General features: G+C 58.3%; 13 protein-coding genes. 11 read left to right on the top strand and 2 right to left on the bottom strand.

The window, feature by feature from the left end; translation table 11 throughout:
• Window positions 1-60 precede the first annotated feature (60 nt).
• The gene (hrpB, locus tag BLW10_RS04380) at window positions 61-2,628 is read right to left on the bottom strand and encodes an ATP-dependent helicase HrpB (protein ID WP_091332584.1); all 2,568 of its coding nucleotides are present in this window, start codon (window positions 2,626-2,628) and stop codon (window positions 61-63) included.
• A 117-nt stretch (window positions 2,629-2,745) separates the two neighbouring features.
• On the opposite strand from hrpB, the gene BLW10_RS04375 reads away from it, so the two are divergent.
• The 3 genes from BLW10_RS04375 to tsaB all read left to right on the top strand — a co-directional run bounded on the left by BLW10_RS04375 (window position 2,746) and on the right by tsaB (window position 6,734).
• The gene (locus tag BLW10_RS04375; protein ID WP_091332583.1) at window positions 2,746-3,468 is read left to right on the top strand and encodes a transposase; all 723 of its coding nucleotides are present in this window, start codon (window positions 2,746-2,748) and stop codon (window positions 3,466-3,468) included.
• Between the two features lie 710 nt (window positions 3,469-4,178).
• Entirely contained in the window at window positions 4,179-5,894 is a 1,716-nt protein-coding gene (locus tag BLW10_RS04370) for a SufS family cysteine desulfurase (RefSeq protein ID WP_091332582.1), read from the top strand.
• A gap of 165 nt (window positions 5,895-6,059) precedes the next feature.
• A complete protein-coding gene (tsaB, locus tag BLW10_RS04365; protein WP_091332581.1) occupies window positions 6,060-6,734 on the top strand; it encodes a tRNA (adenosine(37)-N6)-threonylcarbamoyltransferase complex dimerization subunit type 1 TsaB in 675 nt (224 codons plus the stop codon).
• Window positions 6,735-6,763: 29 nt separating this feature from the next.
• On the opposite strand, the gene BLW10_RS04360 is transcribed toward tsaB, so the two are convergent.
• Window positions 6,764-7,381, bottom strand: coding sequence for an XTP/dITP diphosphatase (locus BLW10_RS04360; RefSeq protein ID WP_091332580.1), 618 nt, complete (start codon window positions 7,379-7,381; stop codon window positions 6,764-6,766).
• Between the two features lie 135 nt (window positions 7,382-7,516).
• Between BLW10_RS04360 and nifL the strand changes: the two genes are divergently transcribed.
• The 8 genes from nifL (at window position 7,517) to BLW10_RS04320 (ending at window position 19,329) form a co-directional block, all read left to right on the top strand.
• Window positions 7,517-9,163, top strand: coding sequence for a nitrogen fixation negative regulator NifL (gene nifL, locus BLW10_RS04355; RefSeq protein ID WP_091332579.1), 1,647 nt, complete (start codon window positions 7,517-7,519; stop codon window positions 9,161-9,163).
• 17 nt (window positions 9,164-9,180) lie between these two features.
• The gene (gene nifA / locus BLW10_RS04350; protein ID WP_091332578.1) at window positions 9,181-10,782 is read left to right on the top strand and encodes a nif-specific transcriptional activator NifA; all 1,602 of its coding nucleotides are present in this window, start codon (window positions 9,181-9,183) and stop codon (window positions 10,780-10,782) included.
• Between the two features lie 133 nt (window positions 10,783-10,915).
• Window positions 10,916-11,569: a carbonic anhydrase gene (locus BLW10_RS04345; RefSeq protein WP_091332577.1), complete on the top strand. Its 654-nt coding sequence runs from the start codon at window positions 10,916-10,918 to the stop codon at window positions 11,567-11,569.
• 41 nt (window positions 11,570-11,610) lie between these two features.
• Window positions 11,611-15,627 carry a response regulator gene (locus BLW10_RS04340; RefSeq protein WP_091332576.1) on the top strand — a complete coding sequence of 1,339 codons (4,017 nt, stop codon included), beginning with the start codon at window positions 11,611-11,613 and terminating at the stop codon, window positions 15,625-15,627.
• 117 nt (window positions 15,628-15,744) lie between these two features.
• Window positions 15,745-17,076, top strand: coding sequence for an ABC1 kinase family protein (locus BLW10_RS04335; protein ID WP_091332575.1), 1,332 nt, complete (start codon window positions 15,745-15,747; stop codon window positions 17,074-17,076).
• Between the two features lie 183 nt (window positions 17,077-17,259).
• Complete coding sequence (locus BLW10_RS04330; protein ID WP_091332574.1) at window positions 17,260-17,838, top strand: TerD family protein; 579 nt, start codon at window positions 17,260-17,262, stop codon at window positions 17,836-17,838.
• Between the two features lie 98 nt (window positions 17,839-17,936).
• Window positions 17,937-18,623 carry a TIGR00266 family protein gene (locus BLW10_RS04325; RefSeq protein ID WP_091332573.1) on the top strand — a complete coding sequence of 229 codons (687 nt, stop codon included), beginning with the start codon at window positions 17,937-17,939 and terminating at the stop codon, window positions 18,621-18,623.
• Between the two features lie 109 nt (window positions 18,624-18,732).
• Window positions 18,733-19,329, top strand: coding sequence for a TerD family protein (locus BLW10_RS04320; protein ID WP_091332572.1), 597 nt, complete (start codon window positions 18,733-18,735; stop codon window positions 19,327-19,329).
• Window positions 19,330-19,449 lie beyond the last annotated feature (120 nt).

Raw genomic sequence — 19,449 nt, 5'->3', positions numbered from 1 at the left:
GTCGAACGCCCGCTAATCATGGCGCGAAGCCGTTCGGCGTCAACTGCTTTTTTTACCGTTTTACGACGTTGAAGCGGTGGAATCAGACACGCGCCGCCGCCGAATCCCGCCCACCAGCGCCTGTGCTTGGGTAGGATCGTCGGGCCACTGATGCTTGGGATAGCGCCCGCGCAGTTCTTTGCGCACCTCGGCATAGCCTCGCGCCCAAAATCCGGCCAAATCCTGCGTCACCTGAATCGGGCGGCGAGCGGGTGAAAGCAGATGCAGCAACAGCGGAATGCGCCCGTGACACAGGCGCGGCGTGTCGTGCAGGCCGAATAATTCTTGCAGCGGCACGGCCAAAATCGGCGTTGTGCCACTGACATAATCAATCGGTCGCGTGTTGCCGGCGGGCGTCGTAAAACAATGGGGCGCGAGTTGATCGAGCTGTTGACGTTGCGCCCAGCTCAAACGGTCAATCAACACGGCATGAAGATCAAGCTGGCGCACCTCAGCTAACCGCGTGTGCGTCGCGATCAACGGGCCGAGCCAGTCGGCAAGCGTCTCGCGCAACTGATCTGTTGACCAATCGGGCCAGACTCCGGCAGCATCCTGTTGACGAAGCAGCGCGACCCGCGCTTGCAGTTGACGGGCAGCGGCTGACCAGTTGAGCGCGGTGTCAAAATCGGCGCGGATCTGCGTCAACAGATAGGCGCTGGCGTTGTCCTCGGGACGGAGCGCGACCGGCTGGGCATCGAGCACTAGTGCAGCAAATCGTGTGCTAAGACGACAGGCAACCGCCGCCCGTTCCGCATCCCAAAACACATCACGGCGCTGCTCCAGCCGCTCGCTGAACACAGTGCGCACCTCGCTCAAGCTGATCGGCAAGGCAGCTTGAATCCGCCCATCGCGTCCCCGCGCATCGAGCGCCGCGACCACTAGATAGGCGTGTACGGCGAGGGCATCATCACGCGGTAACTCCGCGCCCATCCCCGCCGCTAACAAATAACGCGCATCGGCACCTGAGCGCCGCTGCGCGATCCGGTCAGGATAGGCCAGCGCCAGCAGTGCGCCCGCTGTACGCGGAACTGCTGAGTCAGGCGCTGACGATGGCGGTGCAGCGGTCGCCCGTGCCGCAAGCTGTTGCACTTGGCGGGCAATGCGGTCGATGGCCTCAAGCCGCCGTCGATCTACACCGGATAGCTGGCCGTTTCGTGTGCGCCATGTATGCAGCGCGTCTAAGCGTAGCCCAAGATCAACCGCTCGCGCTTGCCCGGATTCGGCGAGCAACGGATCGCGTTCGGTGAGCAAGGCGCAGAGATCGGCAGCCATCTGGCGTTCCGCTGCGGTCGCATCCAATAGCATCACGCCGAGACGGGGATGCAGCGGCAATTCGGCCAGCGCCCGCCCGCGTGCGGTGAGCGCATCGCGGGCATCGAGTGCGCCCAGTGTACGCAAGAGTTCCTGCGCCTGTGTCCAAGCGGGCGCGGGCGGCGGATCGAGCCAGCTTAACGCCAGCGGATCTTTGACACCCCACACTGCCAATTCCAGCACCAATGGGGCCAGATCAGCAGTGCGGATTTCGGGTATGCGCTGCTCGGCGCGTCCATGTTCGTGTTCGCGTGTCCATAGCCGCCAACACACGCCCGGAGCCACGCGCCCAGCACGTCCGGCGCGTTGGTCGGCGCTTGCATGCGGAATTGCTTCAGTCACCAGCCGCGTCAAGCCTGACCCAAGATCAAAGCGCGGTTTGCGCGTCAGCCCCGAATCGAGCACAACGCGGATCCCGTCGAGCGTCAAACTGGTCTCGGCTAAATCAGTCGCCAGAATCACGCGCCGTTGCCCGCTGCCAGCGGGTCGCAACGCCCGATCTTGCTCGGCGGCTGATAGCGAACCGTGTAGCGGCAAGATCGCACTATCCGGCGCAAGCTGCGCGACGAGCTGCTCACGGGCGCGGTCAATCTCGCGGGCACCGGGTAAAAATGCCAGCAGATCGCCGGTTTCCTCCGCGAACGCCTGCCGCACCGCCGCGACCATTGCCCGCACCGGATCGCTGTCCGGCGGGCGCTCGGCATAGCGAATTTCAACCGGAAAACTCCGCCCCTCAGCCCGCAGAATCGGTGCATCACCGAGCAACTGCGCCACTGGCGCGGCTTCTAAGGTCGCCGACATCACCAAGATACGCAGATCGGGCCGCACACTGCGGGCGCTATCAAGCACCAGCGCCAATCCGAGATCAGCGACCAAACTGCGTTCATGGAACTCATCGAAGATCACCAGCCCGATGCCGCTCAACAGCGGATCGTGCTGGATTCGCCGCGTCAAAATGCCTTCGGTGACGACTTCGATGCGTGTCCGCGCACTCACGCGGCGTTCAAAGCGAATCTGATAGCCAACCTGTTCGCCGAGTGGTTCACCCAACTGCGCCGCCAGACGCGCCGCAGTCAAGCGGGCGGCAGCGCGACGCGGCTGTAACATCACGATCTGTTGTCCGGCTAACCAATCGGCATCGAGCAGCGCCAGCGGCACGCGGGTTGATTTGCCCGATCCGGTCGGGGCCTGCAACACGGCATGTCCGCGATGTAAGGCCGCGTCCAACTCGGCGAGGATTGAATCAATGGGGAGCGAATCACGCAGCAGCATGGGCATTCAAACAGTGGCCAGTTCAAGCATTCATCATAAACTCAAAAATCGGCGTATCAGCTTCAGCAATTTGCCAGCGGCTGTCTATACTCAAGGGCAGGTCAATCAACTGGATCCGACCCCATGGCACGTCTTCCGCGTTTTATTCTGCCTGGTTATCCACAACACGTCATTCAGCGCGGCCACACGCGACAGCAAATTCTATTTGAAGAAGAGGATTACTGGTTTATTTGGGACAAACTCAGTGTGGCGGCTGAAAAATTTCAATGCGACATTCATGCCTATGTGTTGATGCCGAATCATTTTCATCTGCTGCTGACGCCCTATCAGGAAAATGGTATCGGTAAATTGATGCAATATGTTGGGCGCTATTACGTCCAATATTTCAACTCGCGCCACGAACGCCACGGTACGCTGTGGGAAGGACGTTATCGCGCCACACTGGTCGATCCGAACGCGGCTTTTTTACTTCAGGTTGCGCACTATATTGAGTCTAATCCGGTGCGGGCCAGTCTCGTGACGCTACCGTCAGAATATGGTTGGTCGAGCTATGGCAGCAATGCCGAGGGGATCGAAGATCGACTGCTTACACCGCATCGTGAATACGCACGACTCGGTCGCAGTGCTAAAGCACGCCGTGAATATTATGCCGCGCAAGCGATGCGCCCGCTCGATGAAGGATGGATCAAGCGCATTCGTGATGCGACGAATAAAGCTTGGGTGCTTGGCAATCCGGAATTTTGTCAGGAAATCGAAAGCCTGCTCAATCGACGCGCTCTGCCGCGTCCGCGTGGCGGTGATCGGCGCTCGCAAGCCTATCGGCGTGGGGTGGGGGTGGTGAGTTGAATTGGGTTGATTTCTCTGATGACGAAGCGGGAGCTTTGTCATAAAAAAAACCGGCCTAAGAGCCGGTTTTTTTATTGCGATTTGTTTCTTGTTGTAGTGGATTGTGGGTCGCGACACTCCGCGATATGCTGCTCGAAAAGAATCGGCGCTATGGGTTTCAATCCTTGTTGTAGTGGATTGTGGGTCGCGACACTGCCGCCGTGCTGGCTAGTCCCGCAGCTCCTACGCTGTTTCAATCCTTGTTGTAGTGGATTGTGGGTCGCGACACTGCCCAACGCGCTTGCCGTCCGGTAGCCATTGCGCAGTTTCAATCCTTGTTGTAGTGGATTGTGGGTCGCGACCCCTGCATTTGCAGCATAATCCCTTTTAGATCAAAGGGATAGCATTTTTTAGCCGACCTCTTTTTGCTCACTTTTTCCCCCATTTTGCCCTCAAAACGACTGTTTTCAGCCACTGCTAACATCGAAAAAACGCCTTTTTCTGCTGTTAGATCAAAGACTTATAACAACCACTCGGCGAGACGCCAATATTTTTGTCTCAGCAGTCGTCACAGCGCAAGCATCAGCGGGACAAGCTAGAAACCGACCGCTGCCGATCATACCCAACATCCGCGCCACCAAACAACACCATTTTGACCGCCCGATCTATCCCCATAGCCCAACTGTTATACTCAAATTTCTGATTCTTGACCGCCAGCCAACACCACGCCCATGCTCGATATTGCTGCAATCCGCGCCCAGTTCCCGATTCTGACTGCGCCCACCGCTGGCCAGCCGCTGATTTATCTCGACAGCGCCGCCAGCACCCAGCAGCCGATCAGCGTGATGGCGGCCATCGCCGACTACCATCGCGGCCACCATGCCAATATCCATCGTGGCGTCTATCGGCTCTCACGCACCGCCACCCGTCTACACGAAGCCGCCCGCGAACGGGTCGCGCAGTTTTTGAACGCCGCCGAGCCGGTCGAATGTCTCTTTACACGCGGGGCAACCGAATCAATCAATCTCGTCGCTGCGACTTGGGGCCGCGCCAATCTTCAGCCCGGCGATGAAATCCTGATTTCAACGCTAGAACATCATTCCAACATCGTCCCCTGGCAACTGATCGCGGCCACCACCGGCGCTCAGATTCGCGTGATCCCGATTAACGATGCGGGCGAATTGGATCGCGACGCTTATCGCCACCAGCTCTCACCACGCACGCGACTGGTCGCCATCAATCAGGTTTCCAATGCGCTTGGCACCATCAATCCGGTTGCCGAACTCATCGCCGAAGCGCACGCAGTCGGGGCGCTAGTACTGATCGATGGGGCGCAATGGGTCGCGCACGGCAAGACCGATATGCAGGCGCTCGATGCCGATTTTTATGTCTTTTCTGGTCATAAACTCTATGGCCCGACCGGAATCGGCGTGCTTTATGGCAAACGGCGGCTGTTGGAAGCCATGCCGCCCTATCAAGGCGGCGGCGATATGATCGAGCGCGTCACCTTTGAACAGACGACCTATGCCGGACTGCCGAACCGTTTTGAGGCGGGCACGCCGCATATTTCCGGCGCGGTCGGATTAGCGGCCGCGATAGATTGGATCGAGTCGCTTGGATTCGACGCCATCGGCGCACATGAGCAAGCCTTGCTGCAACAAGCCACAGCGCGATTGATGCAGATTCCCGGACTGGAAATCAAAGGCACAGCGCAACACAAAAGCGGCGTCATTTCGTGGGTAATGACCGATCCGCCGTTAGCCACGCTCGACATTGGCACCGCGCTCGATCTGCGCGGCATCTGCATTCGCACCGGGCATCATTGCTGTCAACCGCTGATGGAGCGGCTCGGCGTGAGTTCAACGGCGCGGGCATCATTTGGTGTGTATAACACGGCTGAGGAAGTCGCGGCGCTGGCCGCTGCACTGAGCGTAATACGTGACGCCGCCGCCCGTCAGCCGCGCATCACCGCACCCGCTGAACCCGTGTTGCACTATCCTGAAGCGGCTGCCAGCTCACCGCAGGCGGCTGCTGCTGAGATTGCCGAAGTCTTTGAACTGCTCCCCGATTGGCCGATGCGTCATCAACAACTCATCGACCTCGGCGACCGTCTGCCGCCGCTCCCCGAGGCGCTAAAAACTGCCGCCAACGCGGTTCACGGCTGTCAAAGTCAGGTGTATATCGCGGCGCGGGTGCGCCCGGACACAGCGGCGGTTATCGAATTTCTCGCCGACAGCGACGCCAACATCGTGCGCGGTTTGATCGCGCTGCTGCAACAGCTTTATTCAGGACAGCACGCTGACGCGATTCTGGCGTTTGATGTGGCGGCATTTTTCAGCCAGCTTGGATTAGATGAGCATTTGAGCCTGACGCGGCGCAACGGCTTAGAGGCGATGGTGCGGCGGGTGCGTCAGATCGCGCTTGAGGCGACTCGCAAGCCAGGTTGACTAGGAAAAGCGGTATCCAACCCGCTACGTTTACAAAAAGCCGATCTTATTCTATTCCACTTTACGTAACCGAAACGGAGGACGCGAGATTGGCGGCTGAACGGTGCTCCGCACCGTGCGCTCTCCCTCCCCACCCCGAACGGAGGGGTTTCTCGCGCAAGACTGATGAAACTGCTTGCTATCGACACCTCGAATGCTGCTTGCTCCGCTGCGCTGCTCTGCGATCAGCAGGTCATTCAAGAACTCACCATCGCTCCGCGTCGGCACGGTGAATTGATCCTCGGCATGATGCAGCGGCTGCTGGAGCAAGCCGGTTTAGAACTGCGCACACTGGATGCGCTGGCCTTCGGCTGTGGGCCAGGTTCGTTTACTGGCATTCGCATTGCGACCTCGGTGATTCAGGGCGCGGCCTTCGGCTCAGAATTGCCTGTGGTGCCAATTTCGACGCTGGCGGCGCTGGCGCAGGGTCAGTTTCGCCGTGACGGACATCGACGGCTGCTGACGGCGCTGGATGCGCGGATGGATGAGGTGTATTGGGGTTGCTATGAAATCGGTGAGCAGGATCGCGCCGAGTTGTGTTGTGCCGAACAGGTCTGTGTGCCGACGCAGGTGTGCTATCCGGCCGGTGAGGGGTGGCAGGGAGTCGGCCCGGGCTGGGCGGTGCATGGCATGGCGTTGCGAGCACGTATCGGCGCGGCCTTGATCGGCACGAATCCCGAGGCGATCTGCGAGGCACAGGACATCGCGTGGCTGGCGGCAAGTGAGCTGGCGGCTGATCGCTGGGTTTCGGCGCAGCAGGCGCTGCCGGTGTATTTGCGTGATCGGGTGACGCGGGGGTGATTGGGGGTTCAGCTTCCAGCCGCCAGCCATCAGCTCAAACCACCCGCTAACCGCTCTCGCAACTGCCGCAATGCCTGTCCGCGATGACTGAGCTGATTTTTCGTCTCGGGATCGAGTTCTGCCGCGCTACAACCATGCGTTGGCACAAAAAAGATCGGGTCATAGCCAAACCCATTGGTGCCGCACGGTTCATATAAAACGCGCCCTTCCCAAGTGCCCTGACAGATCAGCGGCGTGGGATCAGTGGCATGACGCAGATACACCAGCACACACTGAAACCGCGCCGTGCGCTCTGATTCTGGAACTGCGGTCAAATCAGCTAAAAGTTGTTCAATATTCGCCGCATCGCTCGCACCCACACCGGCATAGCGTGCCGAGTAAATCCCGGGCGCACCGTGTAGCGCATCGACTTCCAACCCCGAATCATCGGCCAGTGCCGGCAGGCCGCTGTGTTGCGCCGCGTGACGGGCTTTGAGAATCGCGTTTTCGACAAAACTCAGGCCGGTTTCTTCAACTTCAGGAACGCCATAGTCGCGCTGGGCGTTGATTTGAAGGGGCGAATCGGCGAGCAAGTGCGCAAGCTCGCGAACTTTGCCAGCGTTATTACTGGCCAGCAGAATGGTAGTTTTGGGATGAACTATCGACATCAGCGCGTGCTCCGAAACAGTGGACAGTGTGTAGCAAGAAGGTAGCACAGCCACCCGACAACGCCACATCCGGCACCGCTTTTGCTTTACACTCGCGCTGCATCCTCATCGCCCTCGTCTATCAGGAGATCATCCGTGCCGGCCCGATCCGCCCCGGAACCCATCCAAGCGACCGAGCTGTTTAACACTCTCGGTGAATTTATCGCGTCGCCGCCCGACGGCACCCCGCCGGAGATTGTCGAGGCGCTGGCCCGCATGGGTGGAAATGGTGCCGATCCGTTGCCGCCCGTGTTGTTTTTTGAAGCGGTCGAACAGTCGCCAATTGCTATTTCGATCACGGACGCACAGGCGACAATTCTCTATGTTAATCAAGCATTTGAGGCGCTCACCGGCTATCGGCGTGATGCCGTGCTGGGGCACAATCAATCGCTGTTGTCGAATAATGCCACGCCAAAAAGTGTCTATGAACAGTTATGGCGCACCATTTTGGCGCGTCAGACTTGGAGCGGCACTCTGGTCAATCGCACCCAAGCGGGTGGGGATTATCTGGCCGAATTGACCATCACGCCCGTGCTCGACCGCGACGGCGCACTGAAATATTTCCTCGGAATGCACCGCGATGTCACCAAAGAACATGAATTGGAAGGAGCACTGCACCAACAAAAAGCACGACTCGAAACCGTGCTCGATGCCGCGCCGGTGATCGTCGCGCTGCTCGACAGCGCCGGACGGGTGATTCTCGATAATCAGGAATACAAACGGCTACTCGGCGAGCTGCACGGCCGCGAACCGGCAGAGGTGTTCCGCGCTGCACTCGGCGAACAGCTTGGGCTGGATCCGTTTGCTGCCTGTCTCGAACACGGACGCGCCTTTAAAAATATCGAAGTCAGTCTCGATATTCGCGGCCCAGTTGGGACGCGCTGGTTTGCCTGCTCGCTCAATCCGGTGGACGAATCCGACGCCAGCGCCCGCAGTTATTTTGGTGAATCGGTTGCCGGTGAGCGGCGGCTGTTGCTGTTAGCCAATGACATCACCAGCCGCCGCCGCGAGATTGAACGCGCCCATTTGGAGCATCTGCGGGCGCGGCTGGCGGAACAGCAGTTGATGCACGGGATGCGCGAAGCACTGGCCGCTGCGGTGTATCAGATTCAGGTGCCCTTGAATGTCATTCAGGCTGCCAGCGGCATGTTGCGCGACGGGGCCGCGAATACGGAAACTTTGACGGCCTTGCTCGATCAGATCAACGCCTCGGGTGCCAAAGCACTGGCCACGCTTACCGCCGCGCTGCCTGAAGAGCCACGCGAAGCCGGTGTGCGCGTCAACATCAATAAATTACTGCGACAAGTGCTCGAACTGGAAACCCAACGGCTGCTGGCCGGTGGCATCGTCGTTGATTGGCGACCGGCAACGCTGCTGCCAGAATTGACGGGGCATAAAAATCAGTTACGCGCCATGTTTAAGCATCTGATTGATAACGCCATTCAAGCCCTGCGCGAAGCGGCCCGCCCGCAGCGCGAACTGACCTTAACGACGCGCCCGCTCGACGGCGGGGTTGAGATTGAAATTCAGGACAATGGCTGCGGCATCGCTGCCGAGGATCGCTATCGCGTGTTTGAACCCTTTCATATCGGCTGGCGCGACCGCCGCGGACGCTCTGGCATGGGGCTTGCTCTTGCTCAAGAGATCGTCAACGCTCACGGCGGATCGATAGAAGTCGATCCTGAGTTCAGCGGCGGCTGTCTGATTCGACTCTCCTTGAATGCGGCCGCGGCCGACGACTGACTTGGACGGATCGACCCATGCGAGTCCCCCCCCACTCCCCTGACCTGCCTGGGGAGACGAGCCGATTGCTTCTGCTCGAATCCCAACTGGCCGCACTGTTTGAAGTCAGCCGCGTGCTGAGTCGTTCGCTTGACCTGCGCCAGACGTTGCGCGAGGTACTCGGCGTGCTGCACGAGCGGGCCAGTCTGCGGCATGGTCTGGTATCGCTGCTCGATGAAGAGCGCGGCGAATTGCTCATTAGTGCGCTGCACGGCCAAGATGCCCAAGATGCCGAACCGTTTGAAGCCGTCAGCTATCGTCCGGGCGAAGGCGTGATCGGCCAGATTCTCACGGCCAATCAACCCTGGATTCTGCCGCGTCTCGGCGATGAGCCGCGCTTTCTCGACCGCTTGAATCTCTACGATCCCGACCGGCCCTTTATCGGCGTGCCGATCCGTAGCGATGAACAAGCCATCGGCGTCTTTGCTGCGCAACCGCCGAGCGGCGCAGACTTGCTGGCAGATCGGGCGCGATTTTTGGAAATGGTCGCCAACCTCATCGGCCAAGCGGTGCGCTTGGCGCGTACCGTTGCGGCCGAACAGCAAGCCTTGCGCGAAGAACGCGACACCCTGCGGCGCACGGTGCGCGGGGCGCATGGTTTTGACAGCATCATCGGTCGCGCTGCCGCGATGCGCTTAGTCTTTGAGCAAGTGCGGCAGGTGGCCAAATGGAACACGACCGTCTTGATTCGCGGTGAATCGGGCACTGGCAAAGAATTGATCGCCAACGCCATTCATTACAACTCACCGCGTGCCCGTGCGCCCTTTATTAAGCTCAACTGTGCAGCACTGCCGGATAATTTGCTCGAATCGGAATTATTTGGGCACGAAAAGGGCGCATTTACCGGCGCGGTCGCGTTGCGCAAAGGACGCTTTGAGCAAGCCGATGGCGGGACGTTGTTTCTCGATGAAATCGGCGAAATCACCCCCGCCTTTCAAGCCAAGCTGTTGCGCGTGTTGCAAGAAGGTGAATTTGAGCGCATCGGCGGCGGGCGCACGCTCAAGGTTGATGTGCGCGTGATTGCCGCGACTAACCGCGATCTCGAATCCGAAGTGCGTGCCGGCGAGTTCCGCGAAGATTTGTACTATCGGCTCAACGTGATGCCGATTCGGATGCCGGCGCTGCGCGAGCGGATGGAAGATATTCCCGATCTGGCGCGGTTTTTGGTGGCAAAGGTGGCGCGGATGCAGGGCCGAGAGCTGGAAATCACCGACAGCGCCCTGCGCGTGCTGATGCGCTACGACTGGCCGGGCAATGTGCGCGAACTGGAAAACTGCATGGAACGCGCCGCTGTGATGAGCGAAGACGGGCTGATTGATCGCGCCGTGATTCAGCTCACTGGCATTGACCACAGCGCCAGCGCCCCCGAAGCGCCCCAAAATGCGGCGAGCATTTTGAGCGAAACCCGCAGTCAGGCCGTCGATTGCAATGCTCCCGATCTCGACGAACGCGAGCGCGTCATCGCGGCATTAGAGCAAGCGGGCTGGGTGCAAGCCAAAGCAGCGCGGCTGCTCAACATGACCCCGCGCCAGATCGCCTATCGCATCCAGACGTTAAATATCAAAGTGCGGCAATTCTGAGCGACTCGGGCGGCTGAAAGCTGGTAGCTGACCACCACCCCCCACTTGCGTATAGAATGTTGGGCCAGTGCGTGAGGCATCGCGCCGCACGCGCTCGCGCCCTCATCACCGCTGAACCCGAGACCGCCAGCCCATGCCCAACACTGTTTCTGCTCTCGAAGCCTTAGCCCGTCTGCGCGAAGGCAATAGCCGTTTTGCCCAAAATCTCACCAGCCTTGATCGGATGATGACCTATCAGCGCCGCGCTGAACTCACCGCCGGTCAAAAACCCTTTGCGATTATTCTTGGCTGCTCGGATTCACGCGCACCGGCAGAAATTCTCTTCGATCAAGGACTGGGCGATTTATTCGTGATCCGCGTTGCCGGCAATGTCGTCGCACCGTCGCAGATTGGCAGTGTCGAATTTGCCGTCTCGCGCTACAACACGCGGCTGGTCGTCGTCCTCGGCCATTCGCACTGCGGTGCGGTCGCCGCGACCATTGAAACCCTGCTTGATGGCGAAGGCAGCGCATCGCGCAACATCGCTTCCATCGTTGATCGCGTCAAACCCTCGGTGCAACCACTGCTCGACACCGATCTGCGCCACGATCCCGATGCCCTGCGCCGTGCTGCTGTCCGCGCCAACGTCCGCGCCTCAACCAATCAACTGCGGCACGGCTCGCGCATCATCGAATCGTTGATAGACAATGATGGCCTGCTCGTCGTCGGTGCAGAATATGCGCTCGAAACCGGCGTAGTCGAGTTTTTCGATGGTCTGCCGGACGATCCCGCCTCGCCCACGATGTGAGTGATTTGATGCGGTGTGTTGACTAGGCGTGGAGCCGAGACTTGGGGCACTTATCTAACATTCCCGATCTGTTTTTTCTGTTCGCACCCGATGGCACCATTCTGGAGTTTCACGGGCCGACCGATAAGCTGTATCTCCCGCCGGAGCAGTTTTTAGGCAAGCGCCCCAGTGAGGTGTTGCCGCCGGAGGTGGCAACACTGTTTGACACCGCGCTTATCACCGCCCAGCAGGGCGAGATCGTGACTTTTCAATACACGCTGCCGGTGGATGCGGTGTGGCGTGACTTTGATGCGCGAATCTGTCTCTTCACCACTAACGGTCAGTTACTGGCGGTGGTGCGCGATCTGACCGAGCAGCAACAATTACTCCGCGCTCTGGAGCACGAACGGGCGCAACTGCGCGAACGCGAACAGTTGCTCGAAACCCTGTTCGATCAAACCTCGGATGCAGTGGTGCTGCTTGATCCTGACACCGGCGGATTTATCAGCTTCAACAGTGTTGCCTATCGCACGCTGGGTTACAGCCGTGAGGAGTTTGCACGCCTGTCGATCAGCGATATTCAAGCCGAACACGATGCGGAACTGATTCAGCACAATATCGCCGAGATTTTAGACGGCTCGCTCAATGCTTTTGAAACCCGCCATCGCGCCCGCGATGGCAGCATTCGCGATGTCGAAATCCGCTTTCGGCGCGTGATGCAGGACAAGCGCCTGCTGATTTCGAGCGTGTGGCGCGACATCACCGCCCGCAAACGCCGCGAGCGTGAACAGAATCAGCGTCATGAGCGGCTGCGGCAACAGGGCGAATTGATCCGCACCTTTAGCTTGGCGCAAACCGGACTCAACGGCGAGATCACCGCCTTTGCGCGGGAGATCACCGCCGCTGTTGCCGAGCGGTTAGCGATTGCGCGGGTGTCAGTCTGGCTATTTAACGACGCCGACACGGTACTGACCTGCCTTGACCTCTACGACTGCGCCAACAAGCAACATCAATCCGGGCTGTTTTTGACTGCCGCGCAATGCCGCGCTGAACTGGCGATTCTCAAAGCGCATCGCTATGTCGATGCTAACGATGCGCTCACCGATCCGCGCACTCAGGGCTATGTTGACAGCTATCTTAAACCGCACGACATCCGCTCAACGCTCGATTGCTGCATTCTCGTCGGTGCCCAGCCACGCGGCGTGATTTGCTTTGAGCAGGTCGCACAAGCGCATCGCTGGCTGCCGGATGAAATCCAGTTCGGCTGTCAGATCGCCGATCAGTTGGGCATGGCACTGTTAAACCGCGAGCGGCTGGCGCTGGTGGCCGATCTGCAACGCAGTCAGGCGATTTTGAGTCGTGCGCAGGCGGTGTCGTGGACTGGGCACTGGCATCTCGACATCGCGCAGGATCAACTTATCTGGTCAGATGAAACCTATCGTATTTTCGGGCTGGCGCTGGGCACGCCGCTGACCTTGCAACGTTTTTTCGATTGCGTCTATCCCGATGACCGCGACAGCGTGGTACAAGCGTGGAACCAGGCACTCAACGGGGCACTGTATCGGATTGTGCATCGGATTCAGACCCCAAGCGGCGTAGTGCGCTGGGTGGAAGAACGCGCCGAGCTGACCTTCGATGCCGCCGGCCAGCCGCATGATGCACTCGGCATCGTGCAGGACATCACCGAACGTCTGGAAACGGCCCGCGAACTGGAAGCCTATCGCGGTCATCTGGAGGAACTGGTGGCCACGCGCACGGCGGAACTCGCAGCAGCTAAAGCTCATGCTGAGAGCGCCAATCTAGCCAAGAGCGCATTTTTATCGAACATGAGCCATGAGATTCGCACCCCGATGAACGCGATCATCGGGTATTCGCATCTCATCCGCCAAGACCCGCTGACCCCGCGCCAGCGCGATCAGTTGCAGCGGCTTGGCGATTCGGCGCAACACCTGCTCCAGATCATCAACGATATTCTCGATCTATCGAAAATCGAAGCCGATAAGTTGCAACTGGAGGTGCGAGATTTTGAGCCAGCGCGGGTGGTCGATCATGTGTTCAATCTGGTCGCCGATCAGCTTCAGGCCAAAGAACTCGATGTGCTGGTCAATCTCGATCACGTTCCGTTACGGCTACACGGTGATGGCATCCGTTTGGGGCAAATTTTGCTCAATCTGGTGAGTAATGCCGTCAAATTCACTGAACACGGTCAGATTGCCATTGCCGCGACGCTCTTGCCCACTGCTCCAGCTTGGGCAACCGAACCGCCTGAGGCCGAGTGCTGCTGGCTACGCTGGACAGTGCGCGATACCGGCATTGGCTTGACTTCGGAGCAATGTGCGCGGCTGTTTCGCGCCTTTGAACAAGCCGATGCCAGCACCACGCGCCGCTACGGGGGCACTGGGCTGGGTTTGGCCATCAGCAAGCGCCTGACCGAATTGATGGGCGGACGCATCGGGGTGACCAGTGATGTCGGCAGCGGCAGCACCTTTTGGCTCGAAATCCCGTTTGCGCTGGCGCGTGAACCAGCACAATCCGATCCTAAGCTCGACGGGCTACGCGGACGGCGGGTGCTGGTGATTGACGATCATCTGGAAGCCCGCACGATTTTAATGCACTTGCTGGAAAGCTTCGGATTGCGCGTCGAAGCTGTGGCCAGCGGTCTGGAAGGGGTATCGGCTGTGATCGAAGCCGAGCGCCAGAATGATCCGTTTCAGTTACTGACGATTGATTGGAAGATGCCCGATCTGGACGGGCTGGAAACCGTGCAACGACTGCAGGCGCTTGAGCTTCAGTCACCGCCGGATGTGCTGATGGTCACGGCCTATGGCGATCAACTGCCACACGAATGCCGCGCCGGAGCCAGTGCGGTGCAGGTGCTGGCCAAGCCGATCACGCCTTCGGGCCTGCATGATGCGCTGATTGCCGTGCTGCAAACCGCTCGCACCGCGTCGAGCACGGCCAGTGCGCTGCTGACTCAGGCCACCGATCAGCGCGAGCGTCTGCGCGGGGTGCGGATTCTGGTTGCTGAAGATAACGAGATCAATCAAGAGGTGGTGTTGCAGTTACTGCGGGCCACCGGCGCACAGGTGACGCTGGCCGAGAACGGTCAAGAAGCTGTCGAGCAGGTGCGCACCCAGACATTTGATCTGGTGTTAATGGATGTGCAAATGCCGCACATGGATGGACTGGAAGCCACCCGCCAGATTCGGGCGCAACCGGCCTACCGCGAATTGCCGATTTTGGCGATGACCGCCAATGCTTTTGAGAGCGACCGCCAGCAGTGCCTGGAGGCCGGAATGAATGACCATCTGGCCAAGCCGATTGAACCCGAGCAACTGACCGCAACGCTGGTGCGCTGGCTGCCGCGTGCGGCTGGGGAGCGCGACACGGCAACGCCCCGCGATGTGCTGCCGACCGTGACTGCGCTGCCGGAACTGACCCAGTTGATGAACAGCGCGGCGCTCGACAGCATTTCGGGGCTGGATTGGCAACAGGGCTTAAAACCACTGCGCGGACAGTTGGGGATGTATCTCAACTTGCTGGGGCGGTTTGTCGAGCATGAGCCGGAGGAGCGGGCGCATTTACTCGATGCGTTTACATGCAATGATCTGCCCACGCTGGAACGTGCCGCCCATCGTCTCAAAGGCGTCGCCGCGACGTTGGGGGCATATAGCGTGCGCGATCTGGCGCAGAGTCTCGAGCAGGCCGTGCGCACGCATCAGCCCCGCGAGCGGTTGCAAGCACTCTTGGAACTGCTGACTCTCGAACTGGCAACACTCACCGCTGCGCTACAAGCGGCCCTGCCGCATCTGAGCGCCGCGCCTTCGCCTAAGACAACCACTGCGCCGACTGAAGTCGATTGGGTCGCGCTCAAAGCAACGCTCACGGAATTGGCGCAGTTGCTGGCACGCCATGACACCGCTGTCAATGATCTGTTTGAGCAGGCACGTCCGCTGTTACGTGCCGCATTGGGCGAAGTCGCTGGGAAGCTCGAACGCCAGATTCGCGGCTTTGATTACGAACTCGCATCTGAAACAGTGCAGGCGCTGCTGAAGTCCGACAAGTTTGATCGGGATTGAACTTTTCGCGTTAGGGTCTTCAAAGCTTCCAGCCGCTGGGCGCTCGTGGCGGCGCATCCTCTTAATTTCTTAGACTGCGCTTGGTGTGGTCTTCAGCTTTTATGGAATCGTGTTGTTATGTCACAGTTTTCTGAATCACGCGGTCGTGCCGTACCGAGTCAACGTTTAAGCCGCCTGTGGCATCTGGGGCGGGCGACCGGCGATCTGGCCGCTGGGATTGGCGTCAAAGGCTTGATTGATCTAGCTCGCACGCGGGCGGGCGGTCAACCGGCCCGCATTCAACTTTCTGCCGAACATACCCGCCGTTTTACCGACCGTTTAGCACGGATGCGCGGTGCAGTGATGAAAATGGGGCAGTTGATGTCAATGGACGGCTCCGACATTTTTACGCCGGAAGCAGCGGAAATTATGAGCACCTTGCGCGAACGTGCCGAGCCGATGCCGTTGAGTCAATTAGCGCGGGTGCTGGAAACCGAATACGGCGCGGGCTGGGATAAGCAATTTAAACGCTTTGAATTTACCCCGATTGCCGCTGCATCAATTGGTCAGGTGCATCGCGCTGAAACCCGCGATGGGCGACGGTTGGCGCTCAAAATTCAATTCCCCGGCGTGCGTGACAGTATCGACAGCGATATTGCCAATCTCGCCATGCTTGGGCGTTCTTTTGGCATGGCACCGAAGGGTGTTGATATTGCGCCGTTTTTAGAAGAAGCGCGGCGACAATTGCATCGTGAAGCCGATTATGATGCCGAAGCTGAAGCGATGGAATCCTATCGCGCTTGGGTTGGTGAGGATCGTGATTTTTATATTCCCGCTGTACATCGTGATTTAACCACGCGCAATATCTTAGCGATGGATTTTGCTGAAGGCGTGCCAGTCGATCAGTTGGCCGGGCCAGATTATCGCCGTGCCGAGCGCGACCGTGCCGCAACCTTATTGATGCGCCTGACCTTGCGCGAGCTATTTGAATTTGGCTTGGTGCAAACCGATCCGAATTTCGGCAATTTTCTCTATGATGCAACCAGCGGCCGAATTGTCTTGCTGGATTTCGGTGCCACCAAAGCGGTCGCACCGGAATTAGTTGCACACTACCGGCAATTAGGTGTGGCGCTGCTGGCCAATGATCGGGCTGGAATGCGGGCCGCATCAATTGCACTGGGCTATGTCGGTGCCCATGATCCTGATGAGCATATTGATTCAATGATGAATTTATTGGCGCTGGCGTCAGAACCACTTTGCAAACCTGGGCAATATGATTTCGGCGTCTCGGATTTATTCGAGCGTGTCTATCATCGCGGACGGGCGCTCTTTCATTCCGGTGTATTCAGCACCGCGCCCGCACCGGATACGATGTTTTTACATCGGAAATTCATGGGATCATTCATGTTAGCGCGGCGCTTGCGGGCGCGTGTCGAATTAAGCGACATTGCGCGAAGCTGTTTGGTTTAAATTATTCGCGCTAGAGCGTGCTAGAGAGATCGGTCACGAAGAAAATGGCAGCTTTGTGACCAGATCAATACGCATCAATGCGCCCATCGCTTTCGCAGTCCCGCCCGGCCAGCAACTTCGGTTACACTAACCCAAGTTGTACCAAAACAACCCGTTCCCTAACGACCCACAAGAGGACTCAACATGGCTATCAGCTTGCAAAAAGGCGGCAACGTCAGCTTGACCAAGACCGATCCAGGTTTGACCAACGTTCAGGTTGGACTCGGCTGGGACGCTCGCTCCACCGATGGCGCGGCCTTCGATTTGGATGCCAGTGTGTTTTTGGTCGGCGACACCGGCAAGGTGTTATCTGACGGTCATTTCGTGTTCTATAACCAAAAGACCTCCCCGGATGGTGCGGTGATTCATGCCGGCGACAACACCACAGGCGCGGGCGAAGGCGATGACGAAACCGTATCGATCAACCTGCCGGGCGTTGAAGCCGGTGTGCAGCGAATCGTGTTTGCTGTGACCATTCACGAAGCCGAAACCCGCAAGCAAAACTTCGGCATGGTGCGCAACGCTTTTATGCGCGTGCTCAATAAAGACAGCAGCACCGAGCTGGCCCGCTACGATCTGTCGGAAGATTATTCGACCGAAACGGCGATGATCTTCGGCGAAATCTACCGCAACGGCGAGGAATGGAAGTTCAAAGCCGTCGGGCAAGGCTTCGCCGGTGGTTTGGCGGCGCTGGCGCAGGATCACGGCGTGAGCATCGGTTAAATCTGCCCATCTCGCGCCTTCCTGAACGGCCCTCACTCGCTCGCCGCTGGCTTACCGGCGGCGAGTTGCTGCCAGTCCGGTCACGAGGTGATAACACCATGCCTGTGTTTACCGTCATGGGCGAAAACGACCCGTTTCTGCATGTCAGTTTGCGCAAAAATGAGCGGATTTTTTCTGAATCCGGCGCAATGGTGATGATGGAAGCGCCGCTGCAAGTCAAAGGACAAATTCGCGGCGGTCTTGGACGCGCATTGATGCGGCGTTTCACTAGCGATGAATCTTTTTTTCAGCAGGAAATTGAAGCGGTTGGCGGCGATGGTGATTGCCTGCTTTCACCGGCGCTGCCCGGCGATATCGAATTACTCGATGTCACGCCCAATTCATCCTATACGCTGTCAGATGGCTGTTTTTTAGCCGCTGATTCCGGGGTACAAATCAATCCGCGCTTGAATACCATTGGTGGCGGATTATTTGGCGGCACTGGCGGTTTTGTCATTATGGAAGCCGTCGGACAGGGCAAACTCGCCGTATCCGGTTTTGGTTCAACCTTTACCCTCGATGTCACCCCTGGGCGCGATGTGGTGATTGACAATAATCACGCGGTCGCCTGGTCATCAACGCTGCATCACGAAATCGGAATGCCACGCACTGGCGGCGGGTTTTTTGGCTCGCTTGTCAATTCCGTGACCTCTGGCGAAGGGCTAATTATCCGCTTTAGTGGTCAGGGGCGAGTGGTAATCTGTTCGCGTAATAAAGCGATCTTTCATCCGCCAGCGGCGACCTGACTTCCAATCAACAGCAGCGGCAGATCGGGGTTTACCTGACCTGCTTGATTCAGCGTGATTCGGTTTGATTCCATCTGATTGATTTCATTTCATCTGAGGAGTGACCCACATGGGCATCAGTCTGCAAAAAGGTCAAAAAATCTCACTCGACAAGGAAGCGGGGAGTACCCTAACGCGCATTGTAATGGGCTTAGGCTGGGATGCCGGACAGTCGAATAAGGGCGGTTTTTTGGGCGGATTATTCGGCGGCGGTGGCGAGACGAGCATCGATCTTGATGCCTCCTGCTTGCTATTTGATGAAGCGGGGAATTTGGTGGATGCGGTGTGGTTCCGGCAATTAACCAGCCGCGATGGCAGTATTCATCACACCGGCGATAATCGCACCGGCGAAGGGGCGGGCGATGATGAGCAGATTCAGGTGAATCTTCAAGCCATTCCGGGCAATGTGAAAAGCTTGGTATTTACGGTGAATAATTACACCAGCCAAGATTTCTCGCAGGTCGCGAATGCCTATTGCCGCATTCTTAATGGCGCAAATAACAGCGAAATCGCCCGCTATGATTTAAGCTGTCAAGGCAATCATACAGCGATGATTATGGCGAAGGTGTATCGTCATAATAACGAATGGAAGATGCACGCGATTGGCGAAGTTGGTCAGGGTCGCACCTTCGATCAATTATTGCCGCAAATTCAACCGCATTTGTAATACATGCGGGGCGCGTCGATTGAACGTCGGCGCGTTCCGTCTAGCTCGCTTAAGATTTAAGACAGGATGAACAAGATTATTCAAGATTAACAGGATTTTTCTAGTTATTTTTTAATCATA

Source organism: Allochromatium warmingii (genome assembly GCF_900107145.1).
Classification (GTDB): Bacteria; Pseudomonadota; Gammaproteobacteria; order Chromatiales; family Chromatiaceae; genus Thermochromatium; species Thermochromatium warmingii.
Note: the sequence above shows the minus strand (reverse complement) of the source record. Positions and strands in the feature narration are given on the sequence as shown.